21 protein-coding genes and 3 pseudogenes are annotated in these 23,614 nt (G+C 61.4%); 17 read left to right on the top strand and 7 right to left on the bottom strand.

Annotated features, from left to right (window positions below; translation table 11 throughout):
- The first annotated feature begins 11 nt into the window (after nucleotides 1–11).
- The 10 genes from J3R73_RS00845 to J3R73_RS00890 all read left to right on the top strand — a co-directional run bounded on the left by J3R73_RS00845 (nucleotide 12) and on the right by J3R73_RS00890 (nucleotide 9,514).
- Nucleotides 12–347 carry a Rieske 2Fe-2S domain-containing protein gene (locus J3R73_RS00845; RefSeq protein ID WP_307421561.1) on the top strand — a complete coding sequence of 112 codons (336 nt, stop codon included), beginning with the start codon at nucleotides 12–14 and terminating at the stop codon, nucleotides 345–347.
- Between the two features lie 370 nt (nucleotides 348–717).
- Nucleotides 718–960 (top strand): acetyl-CoA carboxylase, encoded by a 243-nt coding sequence (locus J3R73_RS00850; protein WP_307421563.1) that lies wholly within the window; start codon nucleotides 718–720, stop codon nucleotides 958–960.
- Entirely contained in the window at nucleotides 957–2,342 is a 1,386-nt protein-coding gene (locus J3R73_RS00855; RefSeq protein WP_307421565.1) for an acetyl-CoA carboxylase biotin carboxylase subunit, read from the top strand. Before J3R73_RS00850 ends, J3R73_RS00855 begins: the two co-directional genes overlap by 4 nt.
- Nucleotides 2,342–3,217 carry a 5-oxoprolinase subunit B family protein gene (locus J3R73_RS00860; protein WP_307421567.1) on the top strand — a complete coding sequence of 292 codons (876 nt, stop codon included), beginning with the start codon at nucleotides 2,342–2,344 and terminating at the stop codon, nucleotides 3,215–3,217. The genes J3R73_RS00855 and J3R73_RS00860 overlap by 1 nt, the downstream gene beginning before the upstream one ends.
- Nucleotides 3,207–4,181 carry a 5-oxoprolinase subunit C family protein gene (locus J3R73_RS00865; protein ID WP_307421568.1) on the top strand — a complete coding sequence of 325 codons (975 nt, stop codon included), beginning with the start codon at nucleotides 3,207–3,209 and terminating at the stop codon, nucleotides 4,179–4,181. The genes J3R73_RS00860 and J3R73_RS00865 overlap by 11 nt, the downstream gene beginning before the upstream one ends.
- 14 nt (nucleotides 4,182–4,195) lie before the next feature.
- Nucleotides 4,196–5,263, top strand: coding sequence for a TMAO reductase system periplasmic protein TorT (torT, locus tag J3R73_RS00870; protein WP_307421570.1), 1,068 nt, complete (start codon nucleotides 4,196–4,198; stop codon nucleotides 5,261–5,263).
- 44 nt (nucleotides 5,264–5,307) lie between these two features.
- A complete protein-coding gene (locus J3R73_RS00875) occupies nucleotides 5,308–6,846 on the top strand; it encodes a sugar ABC transporter ATP-binding protein (RefSeq protein ID WP_307421572.1) in 1,539 nt (512 codons plus the stop codon).
- On the top strand, nucleotides 6,833–7,870 hold the full coding sequence (locus J3R73_RS00880) for an ABC transporter permease (RefSeq protein ID WP_307421574.1): 1,038 nt from the start codon (nucleotides 6,833–6,835) through the stop codon (nucleotides 7,868–7,870). The genes J3R73_RS00875 and J3R73_RS00880 overlap by 14 nt, the downstream gene beginning before the upstream one ends.
- A 136-nt stretch (nucleotides 7,871–8,006) precedes the next feature.
- Entirely contained in the window at nucleotides 8,007–8,219 is a 213-nt protein-coding gene (locus tag J3R73_RS00885; protein WP_307421576.1) for a tautomerase family protein, read from the top strand.
- A gap of 458 nt (nucleotides 8,220–8,677) precedes the next feature.
- Nucleotides 8,678–9,514, top strand: coding sequence for an IS5 family transposase (locus J3R73_RS00890; protein ID WP_307421578.1), 837 nt, complete (start codon nucleotides 8,678–8,680; stop codon nucleotides 9,512–9,514).
- Between the two features lie 172 nt (nucleotides 9,515–9,686).
- On the opposite strand, the gene J3R73_RS00895 is transcribed toward J3R73_RS00890, so the two are convergent.
- From J3R73_RS00895 to J3R73_RS00910, 4 genes and pseudogenes are all read right to left on the bottom strand, one after another.
- On the bottom strand, nucleotides 9,687–11,048 hold the full coding sequence (locus J3R73_RS00895; protein WP_307421579.1) for an IS1182 family transposase: 1,362 nt from the start codon (nucleotides 11,046–11,048) through the stop codon (nucleotides 9,687–9,689).
- A 51-nt stretch (nucleotides 11,049–11,099) separates the two neighbouring features.
- Nucleotides 11,100–11,909 (bottom strand): annotated as a pseudogene (locus J3R73_RS00900) (IS5 family transposase).
- A 291-nt stretch (nucleotides 11,910–12,200) separates the two neighbouring features.
- Nucleotides 12,201–13,379 carry an IS91 family transposase gene (locus tag J3R73_RS00905; RefSeq protein WP_307421580.1) on the bottom strand — a complete coding sequence of 393 codons (1,179 nt, stop codon included), beginning with the start codon at nucleotides 13,377–13,379 and terminating at the stop codon, nucleotides 12,201–12,203.
- A gap of 12 nt (nucleotides 13,380–13,391) precedes the next feature.
- A pseudogene (locus tag J3R73_RS00910) lies at nucleotides 13,392–13,571 on the bottom strand (tyrosine-type recombinase/integrase); the annotation flags it as partial.
- 151 nt (nucleotides 13,572–13,722) lie between these two features.
- Between J3R73_RS00910 and J3R73_RS00915 the strand changes: the two are divergent.
- Genes J3R73_RS00915 through J3R73_RS00925 form a run of 3 tightly spaced genes read left to right on the top strand, consistent with a single transcriptional unit; the run spans nucleotide 13,723 to nucleotide 16,897 of the window.
- Complete coding sequence (locus J3R73_RS00915) at nucleotides 13,723–14,961, top strand: site-specific integrase (protein WP_307421581.1); 1,239 nt, start codon at nucleotides 13,723–13,725, stop codon at nucleotides 14,959–14,961.
- Nucleotides 14,958–15,902: a tyrosine-type recombinase/integrase gene (locus J3R73_RS00920; RefSeq protein ID WP_307421582.1), complete on the top strand. Its 945-nt coding sequence runs from the start codon at nucleotides 14,958–14,960 to the stop codon at nucleotides 15,900–15,902. The genes J3R73_RS00915 and J3R73_RS00920 overlap by 4 nt, the downstream gene beginning before the upstream one ends.
- Entirely contained in the window at nucleotides 15,899–16,897 is a 999-nt protein-coding gene (locus J3R73_RS00925; RefSeq protein WP_307421583.1) for a site-specific integrase, read from the top strand. Before J3R73_RS00920 ends, J3R73_RS00925 begins: the two co-directional genes overlap by 4 nt.
- A 59-nt stretch (nucleotides 16,898–16,956) precedes the next feature.
- Here J3R73_RS00925 and J3R73_RS00930 read toward each other — a convergent pair whose 3' ends face one another.
- Both J3R73_RS00930 and J3R73_RS00935 read right to left on the bottom strand, forming a co-directional pair.
- A complete protein-coding gene (locus tag J3R73_RS00930) occupies nucleotides 16,957–17,700 on the bottom strand; it encodes a site-specific integrase (RefSeq protein ID WP_307421584.1) in 744 nt (247 codons plus the stop codon).
- A gap of 345 nt (nucleotides 17,701–18,045) precedes the next feature.
- Nucleotides 18,046–19,464, bottom strand: coding sequence for an IS4 family transposase (locus tag J3R73_RS00935; RefSeq protein WP_307421585.1), 1,419 nt, complete (start codon nucleotides 19,462–19,464; stop codon nucleotides 18,046–18,048).
- 391 nt (nucleotides 19,465–19,855) lie between these two features.
- On the opposite strand from J3R73_RS00935, the gene istA reads away from it, so the two are divergent.
- Nucleotides 19,856–21,400, top strand: a complete 1,545-nt coding sequence (gene istA / locus J3R73_RS00940; RefSeq protein ID WP_307421586.1) for an IS21 family transposase — start codon at nucleotides 19,856–19,858, stop codon at nucleotides 21,398–21,400.
- Between the two features lie 14 nt (nucleotides 21,401–21,414).
- Nucleotides 21,415–22,170, top strand: a complete 756-nt coding sequence (istB, locus tag J3R73_RS00945) for an IS21-like element helper ATPase IstB (protein WP_213335649.1) — start codon at nucleotides 21,415–21,417, stop codon at nucleotides 22,168–22,170.
- Nucleotides 22,171–22,358: 188 nt separating this feature from the next.
- Here the strand turns inward: istB and J3R73_RS00950 are convergent, their stop codons facing one another.
- Nucleotides 22,359–22,580: a hypothetical protein gene (locus J3R73_RS00950; RefSeq protein WP_307421587.1), complete on the bottom strand. Its 222-nt coding sequence runs from the start codon at nucleotides 22,578–22,580 to the stop codon at nucleotides 22,359–22,361.
- Between the two features lie 121 nt (nucleotides 22,581–22,701).
- Here J3R73_RS00950 and J3R73_RS00955 point away from each other — a divergent pair, with 121 nt between their 5' ends.
- On the top strand, nucleotides 22,702–22,920 hold the full coding sequence (locus J3R73_RS00955; protein ID WP_307421588.1) for a hypothetical protein: 219 nt from the start codon (nucleotides 22,702–22,704) through the stop codon (nucleotides 22,918–22,920).
- Nucleotides 22,911–23,501 (top strand): annotated as a pseudogene (locus J3R73_RS00960) (class I SAM-dependent methyltransferase); the annotation flags it as partial. The gene J3R73_RS00955 and the pseudogene J3R73_RS00960, both read left to right, overlap by 10 nt.
- Nucleotides 23,502–23,614 lie beyond the last annotated feature (113 nt).

Below are 23,614 nucleotides of genomic sequence, written 5' to 3' on the forward strand. Positions count from 1 at the left end.
ACGGAACCAGAATGGCATTCGAACGCGTCTGTACCCTCGACGACCTCTGGCAAGGCGAAATGGCGAACTACACGGTGGGTGAGACCGAGATCCTTTTGGTGCACACCGACAAGGGGCAACTGGTCGCGACGCAAGCGATGTGTCCGCATCAGGAGGTGGAGCTGGTTGAAGGTGAGCTGAGCGGCTGTTTTCTCACCTGCCGGGCGCATCTATGGCGGTTCAACGTGGTGGAGGGAAAGGGTGTCAATCCGACTCACCCAGAACTCGCACTCTACCCAATCAAGGTCGAGAACGACGTCGTGTACGTCGATGTCGAAGGAGTCGAACCGAAATACGCACATTCCTGAGATCGACGGAACGCGCATCGAGGTGGCCGATCTCGTGCGCAGCATCGCGCGAGGCGGCCGGCGAGGGACGAGGCGGAGCATGGGAGATCGTGATGACAAGTCCGAGTGACGGCCGGTCGGCCATGAAAGCGTACCCGTCGGGTTTCCGGGCCGCGTCGCCGCCTGACGCATCGAAATTGCGTGAGCTGCTGGTTCGCGCGCCGGGCAAATCGCCCAAGGCCTCCCGATCCGCCTGTCAATGCCAGCTCGCGTCCGATCAAGGCGTGGCCGGCGGGGAAACGTGCGCGTTGCGAGCCGCGTGGATGTCGCGGTCAGCGAAGTACTCCGGGTAGTCGTGCCGTCATTCATTGTGTGAGCTGAGGATCTTCTGATGAGCATCAAGCAAGTACGAGCCCCGATGCCTGGAACTTTCTATCGGTCCTCGGGGCCCGATCAGCCCCCGTTCAAGGCGGATGGCGACACGGTGACGAGCGCCGACACGATCGGCCTGATCGAAGTAATGAAGACCTTTCACACGGTCGCAGCCGGCGTCGACGGCAAGGCGCTCCGTTTTCTCGTCGACAACGAAGATCCGGTGATGGCCGGTCAGGTGATCGCCGAGGTGGACGAATGACCATTCGTTCGCTGCTCATCGCCAATCGGGGTGAGATCGCGGTCCGCATCATCAAGGCCGCGAAGGCGCTCGGCATCCGCACCGTCCAGGTGCACAGCGCCGCCGATGCTGACATGCTCGCCGTAAAGCTGGCGGATGAGGCGATCGACATCGGCCCGCCGGCGGCCAAGAAGTCTTATCTCAGCATTCCCGCGGTCATCAACGCGGCCAAGCGCGCCGGCGTCGATGCGATTCATCCGGGCTACGGCTTCCTCTCCGAGAACGGCGATTTTGCCGATGCGGTCGAAGCCGCGGGGATGATTTTCATCGGCCCGAAAGGCGACGCGATCCGGCTGCTCGGAGATAAAGTTGCGGCGCGCGAAGTCGCCAAGAAAGCCGGCGTGCCGACGGTGCCGGGCAGTGACGGCCGTGTAGACGGCATTGTAGCTGCGCGGAAGGTCGCCGAGACGACGGGCTTTCCGATCATGATCAAGGCGGCGGCCGGCGGCGGCGGTCGCGGCATCCGCATCGCCAACAATATGGCCGAGTTGGAGAGCCAATTTCCGATGGCGTCGGCCGAGGCGCTTGCCGCGTTCGGTGACGGCGGCTTGTATCTGGAGAAAGTCATTTCCCGCGCCCGCCATGTCGAGGTGCAGATCCTCGGCGATGGCGAGAACGTCGTGCATTGCTACGAGCGCGAATGCTCGCTGCAGCGTCGCCGCCAGAAGGTGTGGGAGGAAGCCCAGGCGTTCCTGCTGCCAGCCCGCGTGCGCGAGAAGCTCTGCGCCAGCGCCGTCGCGCTCGCGCGTGAAGTGAAATATCGCGGCGCCGGCACCGTCGAATATCTCTACGACGACGAGACGCAGGACTTCTACTTCATCGAGGTGAATACCCGTATCCAGGTCGAACACCCGGTCACCGAGATGATCACCGGCATCGATCTCGTGCAGGAAATGATCCGCGTCGCTGGCGGCGCCAGACTGTCGGTCACGCAGAACGATATCGTGCCGCGCGGCCATGCCATCGAGTGCCGCATCAATGCCGAGGACGCGACTCGCGACTTCATGCCCGCGCCGGGCCAGATCGGCCGGCTCAGCATCCCCGAAGGCGAAGGCATCCGTTTCGATACGATGCTGTACGCCGGCTATTCGATCCCGCCGTTCTACGACTCGCTGCTCGGCAAGCTGATCGTCTGGGCCGAAACCCGCGATGCATGTCTCGACCGATTAAAGGGGGCGCTGCAGCAGCTCGAGATCGGCGGCGTGCCGACGACGGTGCCGCTGCATCTGGCGCTCGCCGGCGACGACAGCGTACGCCGCGGCGCGTTTCATACGCGCTTTCTCGAAGCCTGGCTCGAGGCCGAATTCAGCCGACAACTCCAATCCAAGTCCGAGGTGGCGTGATGGGCATTCGCTATTCGTTCGGAGGCGACGAACATCTGTTCGTCGAGTGCAGCGAGGAGATGTCGCTCGACGCGTTTTTCAAGAGCCTGTCGATGACCAACGGCATCCGCGACAGCGAGATCAAGGGCATCACGGAAATCTGTCCGGCCAACGCCTCGTTTCAGGTCAAGTTCGATCCAGACATCATCAAGCCCGACGATCTGCTGCGCGAGGTGAAGTCGATCGAGGGCGCCGCCGCCAAATCCGAGCCGGTGATCCGGACCCGCATCATCGAAATTCCGGTGCTCTACAACGATCCGTGGACGCACGAGACGCTCATGCGGTTCCGCGAGCGCCATCAGGATCCGACGAGTACCGATCTCGAATACGCCGCGCGGATCAATCACCACGCCACGGTCGACGATTTCATCGCAGCCCATGCGGGTTCGCCGTGGTTCGTCTCAATGGTCGGCTTCGTCGCCGGTCTGCCGTTCATGTATCAGATGGTCGACCGGCAGCGGCAGATCGAGGTGCCGAAATATCTGCGCCCGCGCACCGACACGCCGAAGCTCACCATCGGCCACGGCGGCTGCTTCGGCTGCATCTATTCGGTGCGCGGCGCCGGCGGCTATCAGATGTTCGGCGTCACGCCGATGCCGATCTTCGATCCGACCCAGACGACGAGCTATCTACGGGACTTCATGGTGTTCTTCCGGCCAGGAGACATCGTGAAGTTCAAACCGATCGACCGCCCGGCCTATGACCAGGCGGTCGAGGAGGTCGATAACGGCCAGTTCGCGCCGCCGATTCGCGACGTCAGCTTCGACCTGCGCGAATTCTCCAAGGACATTGACGGCTACAACGCCAAGCTGGAGGGCGTTCTCAATGGCCATTAAGGTCGTGCATCACGGACTCGCCACCACCGTTCAGGATCTCGGACGTCCCGGTTACTTTCATCTCGGCATTCCGGTCGGCGGCGCGATGGATCGCTACGCGATGCGCGCCGCCAATCTCCTGGTCGGCAACGACGAGGGCGCGGCTGGTCTTGAAGCCGTGTTCATGGGCCCGCAGCTCGAGTTCACGGCCGACGCATTGGTGGCCGTCACCGGGGCCGATATGCCGGTCAAGATCGACGGCGTCGACCAGCCCGGCTGGACGGCGCTCAAGGTCAAGGCCGGCCAGAAACTGTCGTTCGACTTCCTCAACTCCGGCGCGCGCATTTGCATCGCCGTCAGCGGCGGCATCGACGTTCCGGTGGCGCTCGGAAGCCGCTCGACCTATCCGATCGGCGCGCTCGGAGGCTACAAAGGCCGGCCGATCCAGGCGGGCGACGAACTGCCGGTCGGCGAGGGCAGCCTAGCGAGCGAGGGCCGCAGCGTCGATCCAGGCCTGCGGCGCGTACCCGGCAAACTCGCCGAACTCCGCGTCCTGCCGGGCCTGTATTGGCATCGACTGACGGAGGCCGCGAAGGAGACCTTCTTCGCCGACGAATGGAAGGTCGCCAACGAGGCGGACCGGATGGGCTATCGCTTCAAGGGCGGCCGCAAGCTCGACCTCGTCGAGCGCGAGCAGCCGTTCGGCGCGGGCTCCGATCCCTCGAACATCGTCGATAGCTGCTACCCGTACGGATCGATCCAGGTGCCCGGCGGAACGGAGCCGATCATCCTTCATCGCGACGCGGTGTCCGGTGGTGGTTACTTCATGGTCGGCACGGTGATCGCCGCCGACATGGACCTGATCGGCCAACTGCAGCCGCACACGCCCACCCGCTTCGTCAAAGTCGACATGGATCAGGCGCTCGCCGCCCGGGCCGACGAGGCCGTCCGCCTTGAACGCCTTCGTGTAACCTTGAAGTCATAACTGGGGGACGGAACATGACACTTCGCTCAACTCTACTGACCGCTTCGATCGTCGCGTTTATCGCTGGTGCGGCTCATGCTGAAGATTGGTTCCCCTACAAGGCGATGAAGACCGAGCCGCCGTTTGCCACAGACGGCAAACAGGAAGAGGTTTCGTACATGCCGCTGGCGAAGGCCAGCCAACCTTGGAAGATCTGCGTGTCGTTTCCGCACATGAAGGACGCCTACTGGCTCGGCGTCGATTACGGCGTTGTCGACGAGGCCAAGCGGCTCGGCGTGTCGATGAATCTGCTCAACGCCGGCGGCTACACCGAGCTCAACACCCAGATTTCCCAGATCGAGGACTGCGTCGCCAACGGAGCCCAGGCCGTGGTGATCGGCGCGATCTCGTTCGATGGCCTGAACAATCTGGTGACCGAGATCAACAAGAAGGGCATCCCAGTCATCGACGTCGTCAACGGCATTTCGTCGCCGAACGTCACCGCCAAGTCGCTGGTGTCGTTCTACACGATGGGGCAATCGGCCGGCGAGTACCTGGCCAAGAAACACCCGGCCGGCAGTAAGGAAGTAAAGGTCGGCTGGTTCCCGGGCCCGGCGGGCGCCGGTTGGGTCGAAGCCGCCAACAGGGGCTTCCTCGACGCGGTCAAAGGCTCCGCGCTGAAAGTCCTCGACGCCAAATATGGTGACACCGGCAAGGAGGTGCAGCAGAAGCTGGTCGAGGACGTGCTGCAGGCTAATCCCGACATCGGCTATGTCGCGGGCACCGCTGTTACTGCAGAAGCTGCGCAGGGCGTCATTCGCGAGCGCGGCCTGCAGGGCAAGGTCGATCTGATGGCGTTCTATATGACGCCCGGCGTCTATGAAGGCATTAAGCGCGGCTTCATCCTCGCGGCGCCTGCGGACTCGATGGTTATTCAGGGGCGTATCGCGATCGATCAGGCCGTGCGTATCCTGGAGAAGAAAGACTACATCAAGCATGTCGGTCCGAAGATCTTCGTCGTGGACCAGCAGAACGTGAACAGCGTCCCCCGCACCAGCATCCTTCCGCCGGACGACTTCAAGCCGGTCTTCAAGGTGAACTAACTGGCCAGCCGGCTCGGCTTCGGTTGAACCGGCACTGATTGGTGATGATCGTGAGTGTCACGGGCGAACCGCTTCTGGTCGAGATGTCGGGAATCTCCAAGGAGTTTCCCGGCGTCAAAGCCCTGTCCGCCGTCGATTTCCAGCTCAAACGTGGCGAAGTCCATGTGCTGTTCGGCGAAAACGGCGCAGGCAAATCGACGCTCATATCCATCCTGTCCGGTGTGTATCGCCCGACATCCGGCACCTTGCGCGTGGCCGGCGAGGCGGTGCACTTCCGATCGGTGCAGGACGCGCGCAAGGCCGGCATCGGCACCGTGTTTCAGGAGCTTTCGCTGGTGCCGACGCTCACCGTGTTCGAGAACGTGCACCTCGGAGAGGAACTGATGCGCGGGCCGCTGGTCGACCGCAAGGCGATGGAGCGCACCACACGCGAGCTGATCGACACGCTCGGCTTCGATATCGACGTCCGCCAGCCGGTGTCGCGGTTGTCACGCGCGCAGCAGCAGATGGTCGAGATCGCCAAGGCGCTCCACGCCAAGGCGCGCGTGCTGATCCTGGACGAGCCGACCGCCTCGCTGACGGAGCGCGAGACCGAGCGGCTTTTCGAATTCATCCGGCAAGCGCGGCAGCGCGGCGTCGGCATCATCTATATCTCGCACCGCATCCAGGAATTCGCCAAGATCGCAGATCGCATCACCGTGCTGCGCGACGGCAAGCTGATCGCCACCGTCGATCAGCCGTTCACGTCGGAAGACGCGCTCGTCACCCTGATGATGGGCCGCGCGATCGACAAGGTCTATCCGCATATTGGCCGCCAGCCGGATGGCGAGACCGTGCTGTCGCTCCGCGGCATTCGCGCCGTCGGCGTCAACGGCGTCGATATCGATGTGCGGGCCGGCGAAGTGCTCGGCGTCGCCGGCTTGGTCGGCTCGGGCAAATCGCGGGTGTGGCGGAGTATCCTCGGCCTGCAGCCGCTGGAGCGCGGAACCGTCGCCTTGTTCGGCGATGACGTCAGCGGCCTGCCGACGCGTGAACTGCTGCGCCGCGGCGTGTTTTATCTGTCGCCGGATCGCAAGTCCGAAGGCCTCGTGCTGTCGGCGTCGTCGCGCGACAATCTCCGCCTCGATCTGCTCGATCGCAGCGACCTTTCCGGGCCGCTTGGTCTGCGATCGCCGCGCCGCATGCGTGCTGCCGCGGATGCGATCGGCGCGCGCGTCGATCTCGCGCCGCGTTCGCTGCCGAAGATGGTGGCGGCGCTGTCCGGCGGCAATCAGCAGAAGGTGCTGTTCGGCAAGGGGCTCGCCCGGGACCGTCGCCTCTACATCTTCGACGAGCCGACCATCGGCGTCGACATGGGCACGCGCAGCCAGCTCTATCTGCTGATCCGCGATCTCGCCGAGGCCGGCAAAGCCGTGGTGATCATCTCGTCCGATCTGCCGGAGGTGATGCATCTGGCTCATCGGCTGCTGGTGTTTTCCAACGGCAGGATTTCGGCCGAACTCGAGGGAGACGACCTCGTCGAGGACGTCGTGCTTCGGCATTTCTTCACGGATTCGAGGGAGCCCATCGATGAGTGCGCCTGACGCAGTGGATAGCGCCTCCGCTGCGACGCCCGGCCTATCCGCGATCAACGCCGTGAAGACCCTGTTTCTCAAGGTCGGCGTGCTGCCGTTTTTCCTGGCTGCCGCGCTGATCGTGTTCTCGCTGGTCTCAGGTAATTTCCTGACCGTCAGTAATCTGACGAATGTGGCACGGCAGTCGGTCTATCTGATCCTGGTGTCGCTCGGGCAGATGGTGGTGCTGATCACCGGCGGCTTCGATCTTGCGGTCGGCACCGCCATCGCGCTCACCTCGGTGGTCAGCGCCCTCGCCATGGTTGCGTTGGCGGCGATGATGCCCGGCCACGTGTGGGCTGTGATCATGCTCGGCAGCCTCGCCGGCATCGGTGCCGCGCTGGTGATCGGCTGCGTCAACGGCGTCGGCATAGCGCAGTTCAGCGTGTCTCCATTCATCATGACGCTCGGCGTGCAATCGGTCGGCGCCGGGCTGGCGCTGTATCTGACCGGAGGCGTGCCGGTGTCGCGCCTACCGCTCGACTTCGGCAACATTTTCGGCTTCGGGCGTATCGTCGGCGTGCCGGTCCCGGTCGTCGTCGCGCTGACAGCCATTGCGGCGACCTGGGTGATGATGAATCGGACCCGGCTCGGCACGCAGATCTGCGCGGTGGGCGGCAACATCAAAGCCGCGCATCTATCGGCGATCAACACCAAGAAGGTGTTGTTCCTGGCCTATGTGTTCAGTGCGGTGCTCGCCTCGCTCGCGGGTTTGTTGCTCACGGCGCGCGTTGAGTCTGGAGAAACCAATCTCGGCGGCTCGATGGCGCTGGAATCGATTGCAGCCTGTGTCATCGCCGGCGTGTCGCTGCGTGGCGGAATCGGTCGCGTCGAGAATGTCGTGCTCGGTGCGTTCTTCATCGCGCTCGTTCAGAACGGGATGAACATTGCCCAGATCGGCTCCTACCTGCAAATGGTTCTACTCGGTGGGCTGCTGATCCTAGCCGTGGTCATCGATCAATTGCGCTATCGCATGCTGATCGGCTCGACATGAGCGCGGCTCGCTTTAGCATTTGCGGTGACCGCAACATCCGCCTTCGGGCCGGCCTGATCGAGCTCGCTATCCTATTTTGTGCGATCCTGTCGACTAACGCTCGTTAACAGAAATCCATGAACCTCTTGGAGCAGACATGCCTTTCATTCGTGTAGACTGGTTTCCCGGCCGGACCCTCGAACAGAAGCGCGAGCTTGCGGAGGTTCTGACCCGCGAATTCGCGCGGATCGCAAAATGCAAGCCGGAAACGATCAATTTCATCTTCACGGAAGTTTCGCGGGAGGATTGGGGCCGCAACGGCAAGCTGTTCTGCGACGCCTACGAATATGAGAATGATCAAAAGGCATGACGTGCGGTCACAGCTAAAGGCGTGTAACGCATCTCGTCGTATACTACACGGCCAGATACCCTGCGCTACCTGAGATCAGTCGTAGCGGCTGCTTTAGCGACCATACAGATAGAGTGCTCCAACTCGAAGGGACCATCTGTCCTTGCGACCAATGTTCAGCGTGGGGTAGTTTTGCTCTGGTGCCTTGCCGTGGAAAAGGTCTCATCCAACGCTTGCACTAGTCGGGTGCTCGGCTGTCGATGCGTTGTCCGGTGAACTGTTGCAAATTCATCATCGAGAGTTTTGAGATCACGACCAAGCACCCCAAGTTCCACCCGGGCCAGGGCCACCCGGGGTGGGGCTCCGCGGCTCAAGGAGGACAAGTATGAGCCGCATGGATTAGAGCCCGCCTAAAAAGATGTTGAGCGATATCAGTCGGTTGTGATTCTCGTTTGTTGTCGAGACAAATGGAGGATCAAATGGCCTGGACCGATATCGCTCGCCATGAGCATAGCCGAGCCGGAGGACGGTATCCAAGCGATTTGACGGACGGAGAATGGGCGCTCATCGCTCCGTTGCTGCCACCTGCCAAATCCGGAGGTCGTCGGCGAACCACCGATCTGCGCGAGGTCATGAATGCGACTCTCTATCTGGCAACGGGCGGCTGCCAATGGCGGATGTTGCCGAAGGACTTTCCGCCGCTGTCGACGGTTCAGGGCTACTTTTACGCTTGGCGCAACATGGGTCTGTTCGAGACGATCAATCATCTCCTCGTCATGAGCGCCCGCGATCTGGAGGGGCGGGAAGCCAGCCCGACGGCGGGCGTAATTGACAGCCAGAGCGTGAAAACCACGGAAAGCGGCGGAATCTCCGGCTATGACGCGGGCAAGAAGATCAAGGGGCGCAAGCGCCACATCGTCACCGATACGCTGGGACTGCTGCTCTTTGTCATCGTTCACGCCGCCGACATTCAGGACAGGGACGGCGCACCGATGGTGCTGAAGGCCATTCGCCACCGCTTCCCGTGGCTGCGGCATGTCTTTGCCGATGGTGGCTACGCGGGCGACAAGCTGCGGCAGGCGCTCAAGGGCCATGGCAACTGGACCGTCGAAATCATCAAGCGATCGGACGCCGTCAAAGGCTTCGAGGTCCTGCCGCGGCGCTGGGTTGTCGAACGAACCTTTGCTTGGCTCGGCCGATGCCGCAGGCTGGCAAAGGATTGGGAGAAATCCATCGAAAGCGCAACCGCGTGGGCGCAGATCGCTAGCATCCGCATGCTCACCAGACGCATCGCAAGGTATTGTGTTTACGGATGAACTTTTGAATCAGGCTCTTAGAGGCGGACTAGAACCGTGCAAAGTTCGAGTCTTTACTGCCGCAGATCTAGAGCTGCAGGATGTCTGCTTTGGGCCGATTGTGTTGAAGAAGTCGGCGACGCAACTCTTCGCGACGGCTCTGTGACCAAACGGCGCGTTAGTTTGTCTCGGCTCAGGCAAGCATTGGGGCGGGCGACGGGACCAGCTTTGCCAGTCTTCGGAGGTTCTGGGCGGTGGCGGCAAGGAGGAACTCGTCGTGAGCGCCGTAAGGGCCTCTCAGCCGTAGCCGGTCCAGACGCAGAATGCGCTTCAAGTGCGCGAACAGCATCTCGATCTTCTTGCGCTCACGTCGCGACGTCACGTAGGCCTCGGTCTTGGCGGCGCTACGCGCCACATCTCGGGCTCTCTCGTAGATGGACCGCGGGACCTTGCGGGAAGGCATCTTCGGACAGCACCCTGGCTTAAGCTTGCAGACGTCGCAGTCATATTTGCTGGCACGATAGAGAAGCGTTGCACCATCATTGACCAACGTCCTTGTCGAGGCCAGTTTTTTGCCTGCGGGGCAGCGATAGATGTCGGTCTCAGCATCGTAGGTGAAGTCGTCCCGCGCGAACGTCCCATCGTTGCGGGCTGATTTGTCGAACACTGGAACGTGTGGCTCGATCTCGCGCTCATTGACCAGCCAACCCAGCATCTCTGCTGATCCATAAGCGCTGTCGGCGGCCAGACGCTGGGGGCGCAGTCCGAGGCGTTCTTCAGTGCGGTCGATCATCGTGCGTGCTGCGCCGACCTCCACCTGTCGGATGGCCCGCGTCGCCTCGACATCGACGATGATCGCCACCTTGAGGTCGATCAGGTAATTGTCGGCATAGGCGAAGAAGGCGTGCCCTTTGTGAGCACCCGTCCATTGCGCGGCCGGATCCGATCGAGAGATGAACTTCGGCACCGTCTCGCTCGCCGCGCCCCAGGCGGCATCAGCGTGTGTGTCGAGATATTCTCGGACAGACCGGCGCGTCCGGGCCATCGCCTCCCAGTCATGCTGGCTGGCTCCTGCGGCCGAGCGTTGTTTGTTGGCGTCAGCAGCGATGAGGCTCGCATCGACCGCAAAGGCGGCACCATCGACCAGTCCTTCCGACACACAGCGACGAACGACCGTCTCGAACAGCTTGCGCAACAGATCGCAATCGCGGAAGCGCCCATGCCGGTTTTTGGAGAACGTCGAATGATCCGGCACTTCGCCGTCGAGACCGAGCCGGCAGAACCAGCGGTAAGCGAGGTTCAGGTGAACCTCTTCACACAATCGGCGTTCGGAGCGAATGCCGTAGCAGTAGCCGACCAACAGCATCCGCACGAGCAGTTCAGGATCAATCGATGGCCGGCCCGTCGAACTGTAGAATGTTGCCAACTCTCTCCGAACACCCGACAGGTCGACGAAGCGGTCGATAGACCTCAAAAGGTGAGAGGCCGGCACGTGCCGCTCGAGCGAGAACTCGTAGAACAAAGCCGCCTGATCAGTCTGCTCGGGACCCATCATCGATTCAGCCTCCGCCGATATCCGGTAGTGAATCAGCGATCGCCCTCGGCTTCAACTAGGTCCTGTTGACAAATGTCTTCGTCCATAGCCTGACGGCGGCGATGAGGACGAAGCCGAGGTAGCTCTCGGCGGTCTTGTCGTAGCGGGTGGCGAGGCGGCGGAAGTTCTTCAGCTTGTTGAAGCAGCGCTCGATCCTGTTTCGCAGGGCATAGACGTGATCGTCGACAGGGATCTGGACCTTGCGGCTGCGACGCGTCGGAATCATCGGTGTGACGCCGCGAGCCTCCATCTCGTCTCGGATGTGGTCGGAATCATAGCCGCGATCGGCCAGAAGGACTTTCGGCTCTGGCCCGTCGGCGTCGAGGAGCGGCAAGGCACCGGTGTAGTCCGAGGCCTGCCCCGGCGCGATGTCGACGGCTACGGGCAGCCCGGCACCGTTGGTGCGGAGATGAATTTTGGTCGAAAACCCACCTCGCGAGCGCCCGAGACCCTGTCTCTGAGTCCCCCCCTTGCGCCGGCGGCGCAGTGGTGCGCCCGGATGACGGTGCTGTCGATCATCTGAACCGTCTCGCCGACCCCTTCGGTGTCGTTCAGCACTTCGAGTAGCAGATCCCAGAGACCGGAGAGCGTCCATCGCCGGAACTGGCGGTAGACGGAGGACCATTTGCCGAAGAACTCGGGCAGATCCCGCCATTGAACACCGGTTCGGGCGATCCAGAAGACGCCGTCGAGGACACGGCGATGATCACGAGGCCGGCGGCCGCTGTGCGCCCCGCGCGTCGTCACGAAGGGCTCGAAGAATCTGGAGGGTTCTGTGAGGTCCGAACGCAAGGCGTTGCCCTGGTTCTGATCGGACCTCATTGAAGCCGGATTGAACGAAGGCGCGGGTTGTTTGGCGCTATGGGGATTTCGCCGAAGCGGGGTTTGTCGGAGGCAGGGTTCCAGGCCGTTTGCGACTGTTGCCTGTGTCGGGAGGCGGATTGCGTCGGGTCCTTGGGGTGTCGTTGATGCCGTTGCCTCTTGAGCGGCAGAAGCCAAAGTCTTCATGCCGATGCACTTTGGGAAGCGGGCGTGTGATGGAGGCAAGCGTTACCGTTGCGGCGGCATGGCCTGCCGACGTCAAATGTGACGAGGATGAAGTGACGCGTGCGATCATGAACTGTCGTTCCATGCTGGCCGGCGTACCGGCTGAAGCGGGGACCATGCGCCGATGATCGACATGGCTCCGCCGCAACAGGGACAGCGATGCGCCAGAGGTGGAAGCGGCTCTATATCTGCCTCTTCAGCCGTGCTTTTTGGCGTGGGAACGCCCAGAAACCTGCGGCATTGATCCAGCTTCAGTTGCCGATGGCCATTGGCAAGCAGTCCGTAATGACGAATGCGATGAAAGCCGTCCGGAACGGTGTGAAGCAGGAAACGGCGGATGAACTCGTGGGCATCGAGCGTCATCACCTTTTGCCTGCCGCCCGTTCGATAATCCTTCCATCGGAAGGCAACGCGATCGCCATCGATGCTGACGAGGCGGGAATTGGAGATGGCGATGCGATGGGTATAGCGCCCGAGATAGGCCAGCACCTGCCTGGGGCCGGCAAAGGGAGGCTTGGCATAGACCACCCAGTCGATACGCCGCGCTTCTTTGACAATGCGATTGAATGCAGTGGGATCGGTCAGACCGGCAATATCGCCGAAGAACTGAAGGCGACCCAGATCATAGGCCTGCTTCAACTGTTCGAGAAACAGCCGCCGGAACAGACGTGACAGGACCCGCACAGGCAGGAAGAAGCTCTGCCGGCAGGCAACCCAGCGGGACTGGTCGAATGACAAGCCGCCGCCCGGCACGATGCAATGGATATGCGGGTGATACTGGAGGTTCTGTCCCCAGGAGTGCAGCACCGCAATGAAGCCGATCTCCGCACCCAGATGTCTGGGATCGGCGGCAAGCTTGCGCAATGTCTCGGCAACGGCGCGAAACAGGATGGTGTAGACGGCACTCTTGTTCTGGAAGGCGATTGCGGCGATCTGCTGCGGCAGGGTGAAGACGACGTGGAAATAGCCGACCGGCAGAAGGTCGGCCTGCCGGGCGGCAAGCCAATCGCGGCTTGCCTGCCCCTGACACTTCGGGCAATGCCTGTTACGGCAGGAGTTATAGGCGACACGGATCGTATCGCAGTCGCGACATTGCTGGACATGCCCGCCCAGCCGAGCGGTCCGGCACATCTCCACCGCGCTCATTACGCGGCGCTCGACACGTCCGAGATGAGCGTCATGTGCTTGACGATATCGTTCCCCGTGGCGGCGAAAAATGTCCGCCACCTCTAGTCTCGCCACCATGGCGAGACAACCTCAGCCTGGCGGCACCACCTCCAGCGTCAACCGGTCGAGTGGACTGATCGTGCTGCGGATCAGGACGTTGGAGACCTTCGTATAGCGCGCCGTAGTGGACAGGTTGTTGTGGCCGAGCAGAACCTGGATGATACGGATATCGGTTCCGCTTTCCAGAAGATGGGTGGCAAAGCTGTGGCGCCTATGTCGTCCTCTACATAGTCGCCACTATCTACCCTGCCGGACTATGTCGGGTAACTAGATTTCGATCAAAGATATCAAGGATTTATAGATAGCGTGTAGAGATAGTTCGTAGCCCTTCCAGCAATTCAGCTTGGGAAGGGAGCAAACAATGAAGTATCGCATCAATGATCAATTTGCGTTGTCGCGGCCTCCTGAAGGGCCCGTCGCGAGTTATATTATTTCGTTTGCTGAATGGCTCGTTGGTCGGGGCTACAGTCTTGTCTCAACGAGGAACCAGGTGCTTATGGCGGCTGGTTTCAGCAGTTGGCTTTGGCAAAACGGGATTGATCTAGCTGGTATAAGTGGAGAGCACCCCGGGCGTTATTTGCAAGACCGAGCACAATTTCGACGGCCAAAGCGTGGAGATAACGCCGCTCTACGACACTTGCTGGTTTTTTTACGCGGTGTGGATGCCATCCCGGAAGAGGTCGAGGACGAGTACCAGCCGTCGCCGATCGAACTACATTTGCAGGCGTACGAGTCGTATCTGCGAGACGCCCGCGCGCTGAACCGCCAAACGATTGTAAATTACCGGCCAGTCGTCCGGGATTTCCTCAATTTCCGCTTCAGTGATGGTGCTGTTTCGCTCGCAGAGTTGCGCGCTGTCGACGTGACCGATTTTGTTCGAAAGAGAACTTCGCGTCTCAACATACGACGCGCGAAGATCATGACCACCGCTTTGCGATCGTTTCTCTCCTATGCGCGCTATCATGGGGATATCACCTCAGATTTGGCCGCAGCGGTGCCGATCGTGGCCAACTGGAGGCTTTCGTCTATTCCCCGGGCGATCAGCCGTGATGATGTAACCCGGCTGCTTGCCAGCATTGATCGCCGAACGCCAATCGGGTGCCGCGACTATGCCATGATACTCATGCTGGCTCGGTTAGGACTTCGGTCGAGCGAGGTGATCACGCTCGAACTTGACGATATCGATTGGGTCGCCGGACAGATTCGTGTGCGGGGCAAGAGTGGTCAACGCAACGACCTTCCGTTGCCAACCGATGTTGGTGCGGCCATTGCCGATTACTTACGGAAGGGGCGGCCACGTAATGCCTGCCGCCGTGTCTTTTTGCGCGACAAAGCCCCGATCCGGGGATTCGATGGTCCGAGCGGATTTGGATGCGTCATCCGCCGTCGCCTTCGGCGTGCTGGTATCAATGCTCCCACAACAGGAGCGCACCAGTTCCGCCACGGCCTCGCTTCAGAGATGCTGCGGGGCGGCGCCTCGCTCGGTGAGATCGGCGAAGTTTTGGGGCACCGTCATGTGGAGACAACGGCGATTTACGCCAAGGTCGACCTCAATGCACTGCGAACATTGGCTGTGGCATGGCCGGGAGAAGTTCAATGAGCGCACTCCGACAGGCTGCCCACGACTATATCGAGATGCGCCGCGGATTGGGGTTCAAGCTACGAGAAGCGGGAAGAGGATTGATCGATTTCGTCAGTTTCTTGGAAGCCAACGATGCTCCATATATCACCATGGAACTGGCCCTCGAATGGGCCCAGCGGCCATCCCATACGCAGCCCTCTCACTGGGCGGCACGGCTGGGTTACGTGCGCGGATTTGCCCTTCATCGGGTCGCCACCGATCCGCGGACACAAATTCCGCCTGACGGGCTGCTGCCTTTTCGCCCGAAGCGGGCGCGACCCTATCTTTATTCACAGGACGACATCCGGCGTCTTCTGTCCGCCGCGCTTAAGATGCCGTGCCGATATACCAGCTGCATGCTCAGGCCGCTGACATACTACTGCCTGTTCGGATTGCTGAGCGTTGCCGGCCTGCGCCTTGGCGAAGCCCGGAACCTCAAGCTTGCGGACGTTGATTTCGATGCTGCGGTGTTGACGATCCGCGGCACAAAGTTCGGAAAGTCCCGTCTCGTGCCCATGCACGCATCAACGTGCGCGGTACTGCAAGATCTTATCAAACGCCGAGAACGACAATGCGCAGCTCTGGCGGTGTCTCCTTATGTGTTCACATCCTATAGGGGTAATCGCCTCGATGTGGCTGACATTCATCGAACTTTCTATGCTCTATCTCGCCAGATCGGCCTGCGCGGGATCGATGATAGCCACGGTCCGCGTCTGCATGACATGCGGCACGTATTCGCCACGAACACGCTGTTGCGTTGGTATCAAGCCGAGCAAGATCCCGAGCGGCTTCTGCCCATTTTGTCCACCTATCTCGGCCATGTCCACGTGGCCGACACCCAATGGTACCTTAGCGCCTCGCCAGAACTGATGACAGAAGCGATGCGCCGTCTTGAGCGCCGCTGGGAGGATCGGACATGATCAAGAATGCCAGCCTGGCAACACTTTTGGAGCGCTTTTTCATACAACGCCTGATGCAACAGCGGCAGGCTAGCCCCCATACGATCAGTTCCTACAGGGACACATTTCGGCAGTTGCTGAAGTTCGCCGAACGAACGTTGCATAAGCCGCCGTCTTGCCTGAGTTTCGAGGAGATCGATACACCGTTGATTGCGGCCTTCCTTGATGAACTTGAGAGCAGTCAGGGTATCAGCGTCCGCAGCCGCAACTTACGCCTCACGGCAATTCATTCCTTCTTCCGCTACGCGGCCTTCGAGGTACCGGAGCATTCCGCCCAAATTCAACGTGTTCTTGCCATTCCCAGCAAGCGCTACACTCGAACGCTCGTCAGTTTCCTGAGTCGCCCAGAAGTGGATGCACTGCTGGCCGCACCGGATCAATCGACATGGGCTGGGAGGCGCGATCACGCGTTTCTCCTGGTCGCCGTGCAGACCGGCCTGCGGCTATCGGAGATCACCGGTCTCAAGCGGGATGATCTCTTTTTCGGCACGGGGGCTCATCTGCGCGTCATCGGCAAAGGACGTAAGGAACGCTGCACCCCATTCGCCAAGTCGACAACCGCAGTGTTGAGAAACTGGCTGAAAGAGCCTCAGCGCGGTGAAGAGGGCATCCTGTTTCCGAGTGCCAGGGGCGAACGGCTCAGCGTTCATGGTGTTCAGTATATATTGAACAAGCACCGCCAGACCGCTTCTGGCATGTGCCCGTCGCTGAACGGGAAGCGGGTCACTGTTCATCGCCTGAGGCACACAATGGCCATGGACCTGCTGCAGGCGGGCGTCGACCGCGCCGTCATCGCATTATGGCTTGGCCATGAATCGGTCGAGACGACGCAAATCTACCTCGAGGCGACATTGGCGATGAAGGAGGCAGCCTTGGGAAAGACTTCTCCATATTTCGGCAAGTCATCCCGCTACCGACCTGACGACAAGTTGTTGGGGTTCTTAAACAGCCTGTAAATCGGAGAGACTATGTCGGGTGGCAAGGCAGTTCTGTAAGAAATCGTTATATTCCTCAGTCATTTACGGCTGAGGAAAAGGCTACCCGACATAGTCCGGCAGGGTAGATAGTGGCGCAGCGTATGCACCGTCACCCGTTTATCGATGCCCGCCGCAGCGCACGCCGAACGGCAGGCAGAATACAGAACCTGAACGTCGATGGGCTTGGTCTCGTCCCGACCCGGAAACAGCCAGACCTCGGGTCTCGCCAGCCGCCAATAGACCCGCAGGATCGCAAGCAACTGCGCTGACAGCATGACGTTGCGATCCTTACCGCCCTTGCCATGCTCGACGCGGATGACGCCGCGTTCACCATCGATGTCCCGGACCTTCAGATGCACCGCCTCCGAGGCCCGCAACCCCGCCGCATAGGCTGTTGTCAAGGCTGTCCTGGTTCTCAGGCTCGGAACAGCCTCCAGAAACCGCACGATCTCGTCGCCGTTTAGGATCGTCGGCAGCTTGGCGGGTGTCCGGGCATAGGCAATGCGCTCCGGTATCTCGGCATGACCAAGCGTGATGCCAAAGAAGAACCGCAGCAGCGCGCAGACCGTCTGGTTCAAGGCCGGCCACGATATGCGGCGCGACGACACCAGATGCACCTGAAACGCACGCACGTCTTCCAGTCCGAGACGGTCTGGTGATCGCCCGAAATAGCGCGAGAACTTCGCCACCGCATGCAAATACGATCGTTGCGTCGCTGGCGAAAGGTTGCGGATCGTCATGTCCTCGATCATCCGCCGGCGTAGAGGGCTCATCTCCGTCATCGTCATCTCCTGTTTGAAGGTTGGGCAAAGCAGCCCATTCCTTCAAATCAGAAGCACCTCATGCAATCAGATCCTCCAAATGCCGCGAAAGCGGCTTCGTTCAATCCCAAAACTCGCCTGCTGCTGAAAATCTGCCAAAGTAGTGCTAAGAGCTAGCTGACATTCTCGCCCGTATCGCCGATCTTCCCACATCGTGTCTGCACGAACTGTTGCCCTGGCAATGGAAGCACCTGCGCCAAGCCGACAAGCCCACCGATCTGCAGGCCGCCTGAGCTTCACGCAACGCCATCATAGAGCCCGCTCTGCCCTCCGCGCGCGCACCAATCACGCGGCCTTCCTCGTCTTTCAATTACCCACAAGTTCAGCGCTGATGGTCATGCCTATCCTGATATCGGAGAGGCGCGACAAGCCCCGCCACATGACGGTGTTGCCGGGTGGCGGATCATGGGCGCGAGCCAGGTAGCCGCCGAGCTTTGCAATTTTGATCAAATAGCCGGACAACGTGCCCGCGCGGGATGCGAGCGGCTCGCCTTTATCGGGCAGCAGATGGTCGAGCAGCTTCATTTCGATCTGCGTGATCGCGACCGTGGGGTCGGCATTCGGCGTAGCTCGGTTGAGCATGGTCATCCAGAAGATCCGCCAGGCAAGGATGCAGAAGACGGCAATGAGCTTTACAAGGCGCTCGGCGGTTTGTAGGCGGGCCTCTTCAGCCTTGCAACCGGATTTCAGGATTTTGTGAAAGGTCTCTATCTTCCAGCGCATAGCGTACCAGTCGAGCTTCTCGATGGCGTCTTCGTGGGAAAGAACAGGCAGATCGGTGATCAGCTTCCAGTCGATCCTTGGCCGATGCTTTGGTTCCGTCCGCTCCTGGGCGTGGATCACCGTCAAATCAAGTGCTGGATAGCGCTTCCGCTTACCGATCGGCGGCAGAACATGGATGCGGCGGAATCTGATCTCGACAGCAATCGTCTCAGGCTTGCCATTTGCATCGCGGACCTCGACCTCGTGCATTCCGCTGATTTCGGCCTCATTCATCTCGGCGGCGATCGTATGCTCGCCGTCGCCCGCCAGCCGGTCAACGCAAGTCCTCACCAGGAAATGGGTGCCGAGTTCATGGGCCATGCAGAAAAGCTCATAGATGTCGCTTTCGCGATCACCGACATGGATGCAGCGCGCGGCATCACCGAACAGCGCAATCGACTCCCGCATATTCTGTAGCCAGCGGAAGCTCTCTTTTTCTTCAATAGGTAACCGCGTCAGGTTGACCTTTTTCTTCAACGCAGCAGTTCCCTTGAACTTCGACCGCGTCCAGAACTTGATGGCAGCCAGGCCAAGGGGCAAACCGTCCAGCGTGACGGCCATGCTCGAATGCATCAAAAGCCCGCAAACGGACTGCGTCCAGGAACGGTCAGCCTTGCCCTTGTTGGTCCGACCAGTGAACCCGATCCGCTCGGGCCGCTTCCTTTGATAGATGAATTCACTCGTATCCTGCAGGACCAGAATAGGACCGGTCGTCGAAGCAAAACGACTGCGCGTCGCCTGAAAGTGACCAGCGAGAATTTCGCCCTCGCTGACCCGATCATTGGCAAAGAACCGATAAGCCGCCTTGGTGTTGGCCCAGTCCTGACACGCCAGTGGAATGCTTGCTCCCATGGCACCGTCCAACCTCTCCACAAGCTGACGTAAACGCTTGCCAAGCCGCTCGTCTGCGAAGGTAGAGCCGGCAAGCTCCTCATCAAACCACGCGTTCACTTCTGCGTCCATGGCACCGCTCCTGTGCGATTCGGTGCCAGACAAGGAATCACGGGCGATTCCTGCTACGCAAGTGCTCAAATCACAAAGGTATCCTCACCGGTAGGAACTTGTGGGTAATTGAAAGCTTCCTCGTAGGCGTACGAAGAACTCCCGTCGGTGTGGTGGGAGCCTCTACGATCGCGGACACGGAGGATGAGGCGCCGTGAGACCTCCGTTGTCGCGGGATTCATACTGCAGATTCCGACGTTCATCCGGCCGGGTTTCCAATCGTCATCCGGCCAGCATTCCGACGTGAAGCCGGCCAGCATTCCGATCATTATCCGGCCACCGCACGGGGTTTGACGGCCCTCCGGGTCAGCAACTGAGGCATGACGCCCTCACGCAACGTGAGGAGAGAGCGATGCCCGGCAAGAGGACGCTGACCATGAGGCAACTACGACATCTTTTGTGTTTGATCCACGGTGGCGCCAGCACGCGCGAGGTCTGCCGTATTCTGGGACTGGCGCGGAGCACGGTGCAGGACAATGTCAGGCGTGCGGCCGAGGCCGGGCTGCGCTGGCCGCTGCCGGGTGATCTCACCGACGACGCACTGGAACAGCTGCTGTTCTCCCGTCCGGGCAACAAGACCGGCGCTCGGCTGCGCGCCGAACCGGACTGGGCGTCACTGGTCGGCGAACTGAAGAAGCCCGGCGTCACCATGATGCTGCTGTGGGAGGAATACCGCGCCGTCCACCCCGACGGTTACGGCTACTCTCGTTTCTGCGATCTGTTCCGCCACTTCGAGCGGCGTCTGGCGCCGTCGATGCGCCAGGACCATGTCGCCGGCGACAAGGTGTTCGTCGACTACTCGGGCAAGAAGCTCGCCATTGCCGACCCGGCGACCGGCGAGGTGCGCGAGGCGGAGATCTTCGTCGCCGTGCTCGGCGCCTCCGGCTACACCTTCGCCGAGGCGAGCTGGACACAGACCCTGCCGGACTGGATCGGCTCGCACGTTCGGATGTTCCGCTTCTTCGGCGGGGTCCCTCGGCTGATCGTGCCCGACAACCTGAAGGCGGGCGTCAACAGGGCGAGTTTCTACGATCCGGAGATCAACCGCAGCTACGCCATGATGGCCTCCCACTACGGCACCGCCGTCCTGCCGGCTCGGCCGCGCCGCCCCAAGGACAAGGCCAAGGTCGAGAACGGCGTCCGCTTCGCCCAGACTTGCATTCTCGGCCGATTGCGCAAGCGGACTTTCTTCTCTTTGGCCGAGGCTAACGCCGCCATCGCCGAGGCCGTCGAGCGCATCAACGACCACCTGATCCGTCGTCTTGCCACCACGCGGCATGAGCTGTTCCGGACCGTGGAACTGCCGGCCCTGGCGCCGCTGCCGTCGGAGGACTACGAGTTCGCCGAATGGCGTTTCGCCCGCGTCTCGATCGACTACCACGTCGAGTTCGACGGCTACTTCTATTCCGTTCCCCACGAACTGATCCGCGAACAGGTCGACCTGCGTGCGACCGCCCGCATCATCGAGGTCTTCCATCGCGGCAGACGCATCGCCAGTCATCAGCGTCGCTACGGCGGCCGGTGCCATGGCGCCGATCCTGACCATATGCCCAGTTCCCATCGCCGCTATGCCGAATGGACGCCGGATCGCTTCCGCCGTTGGGGCGCCAGCATCGGCCCCGGCACCGAAGGACTGATCACCGCCATCCTCGCCGCCCGGCCCCATCCCGAGCAGGGCTTCAGAAGCTGTCTCGGCGTGCTGCGTTTGTACAAGGAGCTCGACTTGGTGACGGCCGAAGCGGTCTCGGCCCGCGCCCTCGCGATCGGCGCTCTCACCTACAAGAGCATCGCCTCCATCATCGCCAATCGCCTCGGCAACAAGGCCGCCGGACGGCGCGGACACCAACCCGCCGTCGAGCAGCACGCCAATCTCCGTGGCCCCAGCTACTTCCATTGAGCGAGGACGGACCCATGTTGTCTCATCCCACCATCGACCTTCTCACCCAACTCGGCCTTCACGGCATGGCCAAGGCCTTCCAGGATCTCACGACTCAGCCGGAGGCGCGCAGCCTCGAACACGGCGAATGGCTCGGCCTGCTGCTCGATCGGGAGCAGACGCTACGGCGCCAGAAGCGCTTCGAGGCCAGAAGCCGAGCCGCACGGCTGCGCCACGACGCCGCCGTCGAGGATATCGACTTCCGTAGCCCACGAGGCCTCGACCGAAGCCTCTTGCTCGGCCTGACATCCTGCGACTGGATCAGGGCGCGGCACAATCTCATCATCACCGGGCCGACCGGCGTCGGCAAGAGCTGGCTGGCTTGTGCCCTCGGGCAGAAGGCTTGCCGCGAGGACTTCGCCGTCGCCTACCATCGTGTACCCAGGCTGTTCTCAGCTCTCGCACTCGCCCGCGGCGACGGCCGTCATGCCCGGCTGCTCAAGGCCATCGCCAGGGTCGACCTGCTCATCCTCGACGACTGGGGACCGGAGCGGCTCGACGACGACCAGCGCCGCGATCTCATGGAGATCGTCGAAGACCGACACGAGCGGCGTTCGACCATCGTCACCAGTCAGGTGCCGATCGACCTCTGGTATGAGATCATCGGCAACCCCACCATCGCCGACGCCATCCTCGATCGCCTCGTCCACAACGCCCACCGCATCGCGCTGTCGGGCGAGAGCCTGCGTAAGAAGCGCGCTCTCGCCGACGGCGCTGCCGTTCCCGCTTGACCAGACACCCCGGAGCAAACCACCATCAATCTTGACCCGGAGCCCCTCAACCCACCGGCCGGATAAAATTCGGAAGGTGGCCGGCTTCAAATCGGAATCCTGGCCGGACATCAATTGGAACGGTGGCCGGATAATGATTGGAATAGGTGGCCGGTTACGTCGGAATCCGCATTCATACAGGCCGTCGATCAATCGAAGTCGCGCGATATATCCGATCGATGCGCCTTACCGGCGTGCACGCGGTTCGCGGCCTCGTCCGGCTTCACCCCAGCCTTCAGAAGGCGTGCCAGCGCCGCGCTCTCTGGAAGAGTCACCCCGGCATCGCCGCCACGCAATGCAACCAGACGGCTTTCGGCTTCGCGTAAGGCAAGCTGAAACTGCATGTCGTGCAACTCGTTCGTACCGGTCATGGTCGGTCGAATAGCAAATCCTCGCCAGACGCACCAGTGAAGATCGAATGGCAGCCCGACAGCGCCTCGTACGCCTGCCGAGCCCGACCCGCTCCAGCGCGTCGAGGCGTTGCAGCAAGCGGTGGCGCAGGGCGTCGGCGCCGGTCTGATCGCCAGCGCCGAGTTCGGTGGTGACCCCCGCATCGCGTTGGTTGCGATAGAGAACTGTCAGGCGGTCATGGTGGAACAGTTGGTGCGCCTCGCTGCCCGCCCACCCTCGGTGCTGCTCGACGCCCTGTTCGCGCTAGCGGAGGAGATGTCAGCCAGCGGCGGCCTGAGTCGCTTCAAACTCACGAAGTGACCGCACTCGACTTTTCCGAGGCGATGCTGAAGGTCGCCCGCCGCAAGCACGCCGGCCACAAGAAGAAGGTCCGTTTCATTCTCGCCGACGCGGAAAGCACCGTGGAAGACGAAGCAAGTTATGAAGCAATCATTTGCCGTCATCTCGTGTGGACGCTGACGGAACCCGAACAGGCCTTCTCCGACTGGCGGCGGATCTTGAGGCCTGGTGGCCTTCTGCTGATCTTCGATGGCGACTGGGCGCGGCCGACGCTGATGGGGCGGGCGGCATCGCTCGTCATCCACGTGATCGACCTGTTGGTCGGCGCTGATCCCCATCATGGTGGCATGAGTGATCGCCACGCCGCGATCATGGCGCAATTGCCTTTCGGTGGCGGACTAACGACCAAACGTCTCGTCCCCATGTTGGCCGATGCCGGCTTCGCCGATATCCAGCTTTCTTCTCAGTGGACCATTGCGGTCGCTCAACGCAAGCACGCCACGCTCCGCAACAAGTTGCGGACTTTGATTTACCGGCGCTTCGTCCTGTCGTGCAGGAAGAGCGGTGAAGCAGGCGGTTCACTGCGCCCGCATGTGGATTGACGGCACGGTTGAAGTCGATCTGCTCCCCCCATCCTTCTTCCAAGGCTACGGCGTCTCGGGCGTCCTCATCGGCTTCCTCGCCCGCAACAATCCGGTCGCGGCGGCCGCAACCG

Origin of the sequence: Labrys monachus, assembly GCF_030814655.1 — a bacterium.
GTDB lineage: Bacteria > Pseudomonadota > Alphaproteobacteria > Rhizobiales > Labraceae > Labrys > Labrys monacha.

Coding starts and splice junctions, on each gene's coding strand:
- J3R73_RS00845 (WP_307421561.1), top strand. CDS start 12: ATGGCATTCGAACGCGTCTGTACCCTCGACGACCTCTGGCAAGGCGAA.
- J3R73_RS00850 (WP_307421563.1), top strand. CDS start 718: ATGAGCATCAAGCAAGTACGAGCCCCGATGCCTGGAACTTTCTATCGG.
- J3R73_RS00855 (WP_307421565.1), top strand. CDS start 957: ATGACCATTCGTTCGCTGCTCATCGCCAATCGGGGTGAGATCGCGGTC.
- J3R73_RS00860 (WP_307421567.1), top strand. CDS start 2,342: ATGGGCATTCGCTATTCGTTCGGAGGCGACGAACATCTGTTCGTCGAG.
- J3R73_RS00865 (WP_307421568.1), top strand. CDS start 3,207: ATGGCCATTAAGGTCGTGCATCACGGACTCGCCACCACCGTTCAGGAT.
- torT (WP_307421570.1), top strand. CDS start 4,196: ATGACACTTCGCTCAACTCTACTGACCGCTTCGATCGTCGCGTTTATC.
- J3R73_RS00875 (WP_307421572.1), top strand. CDS start 5,308: ATGATCGTGAGTGTCACGGGCGAACCGCTTCTGGTCGAGATGTCGGGA.
- J3R73_RS00880 (WP_307421574.1), top strand. CDS start 6,833: ATGAGTGCGCCTGACGCAGTGGATAGCGCCTCCGCTGCGACGCCCGGC.
- J3R73_RS00885 (WP_307421576.1), top strand. CDS start 8,007: ATGCCTTTCATTCGTGTAGACTGGTTTCCCGGCCGGACCCTCGAACAG.
- J3R73_RS00890 (WP_307421578.1), top strand. CDS start 8,678: ATGGCCTGGACCGATATCGCTCGCCATGAGCATAGCCGAGCCGGAGGA.
- J3R73_RS00895 (WP_307421579.1), bottom strand. CDS start 11,048: ATGATGGGTCCCGAGCAGACTGATCAGGCGGCTTTGTTCTACGAGTTC.
- J3R73_RS00905 (WP_307421580.1), bottom strand. CDS start 13,379: ATGGTGGCGAGACTAGAGGTGGCGGACATTTTTCGCCGCCACGGGGAA.
- J3R73_RS00915 (WP_307421581.1), top strand. CDS start 13,723: ATGAAGTATCGCATCAATGATCAATTTGCGTTGTCGCGGCCTCCTGAA.
- J3R73_RS00920 (WP_307421582.1), top strand. CDS start 14,958: ATGAGCGCACTCCGACAGGCTGCCCACGACTATATCGAGATGCGCCGC.
- J3R73_RS00925 (WP_307421583.1), top strand. CDS start 15,899: ATGATCAAGAATGCCAGCCTGGCAACACTTTTGGAGCGCTTTTTCATA.
- J3R73_RS00930 (WP_307421584.1), bottom strand. CDS start 17,700: ATGACGGAGATGAGCCCTCTACGCCGGCGGATGATCGAGGACATGACG.
- J3R73_RS00935 (WP_307421585.1), bottom strand. CDS start 19,464: ATGGACGCAGAAGTGAACGCGTGGTTTGATGAGGAGCTTGCCGGCTCT.
- istA (WP_307421586.1), top strand. CDS start 19,856: ATGCCCGGCAAGAGGACGCTGACCATGAGGCAACTACGACATCTTTTG.
- istB (WP_213335649.1), top strand. CDS start 21,415: ATGTTGTCTCATCCCACCATCGACCTTCTCACCCAACTCGGCCTTCAC.
- J3R73_RS00950 (WP_307421587.1), bottom strand. CDS start 22,580: ATGACCGGTACGAACGAGTTGCACGACATGCAGTTTCAGCTTGCCTTA.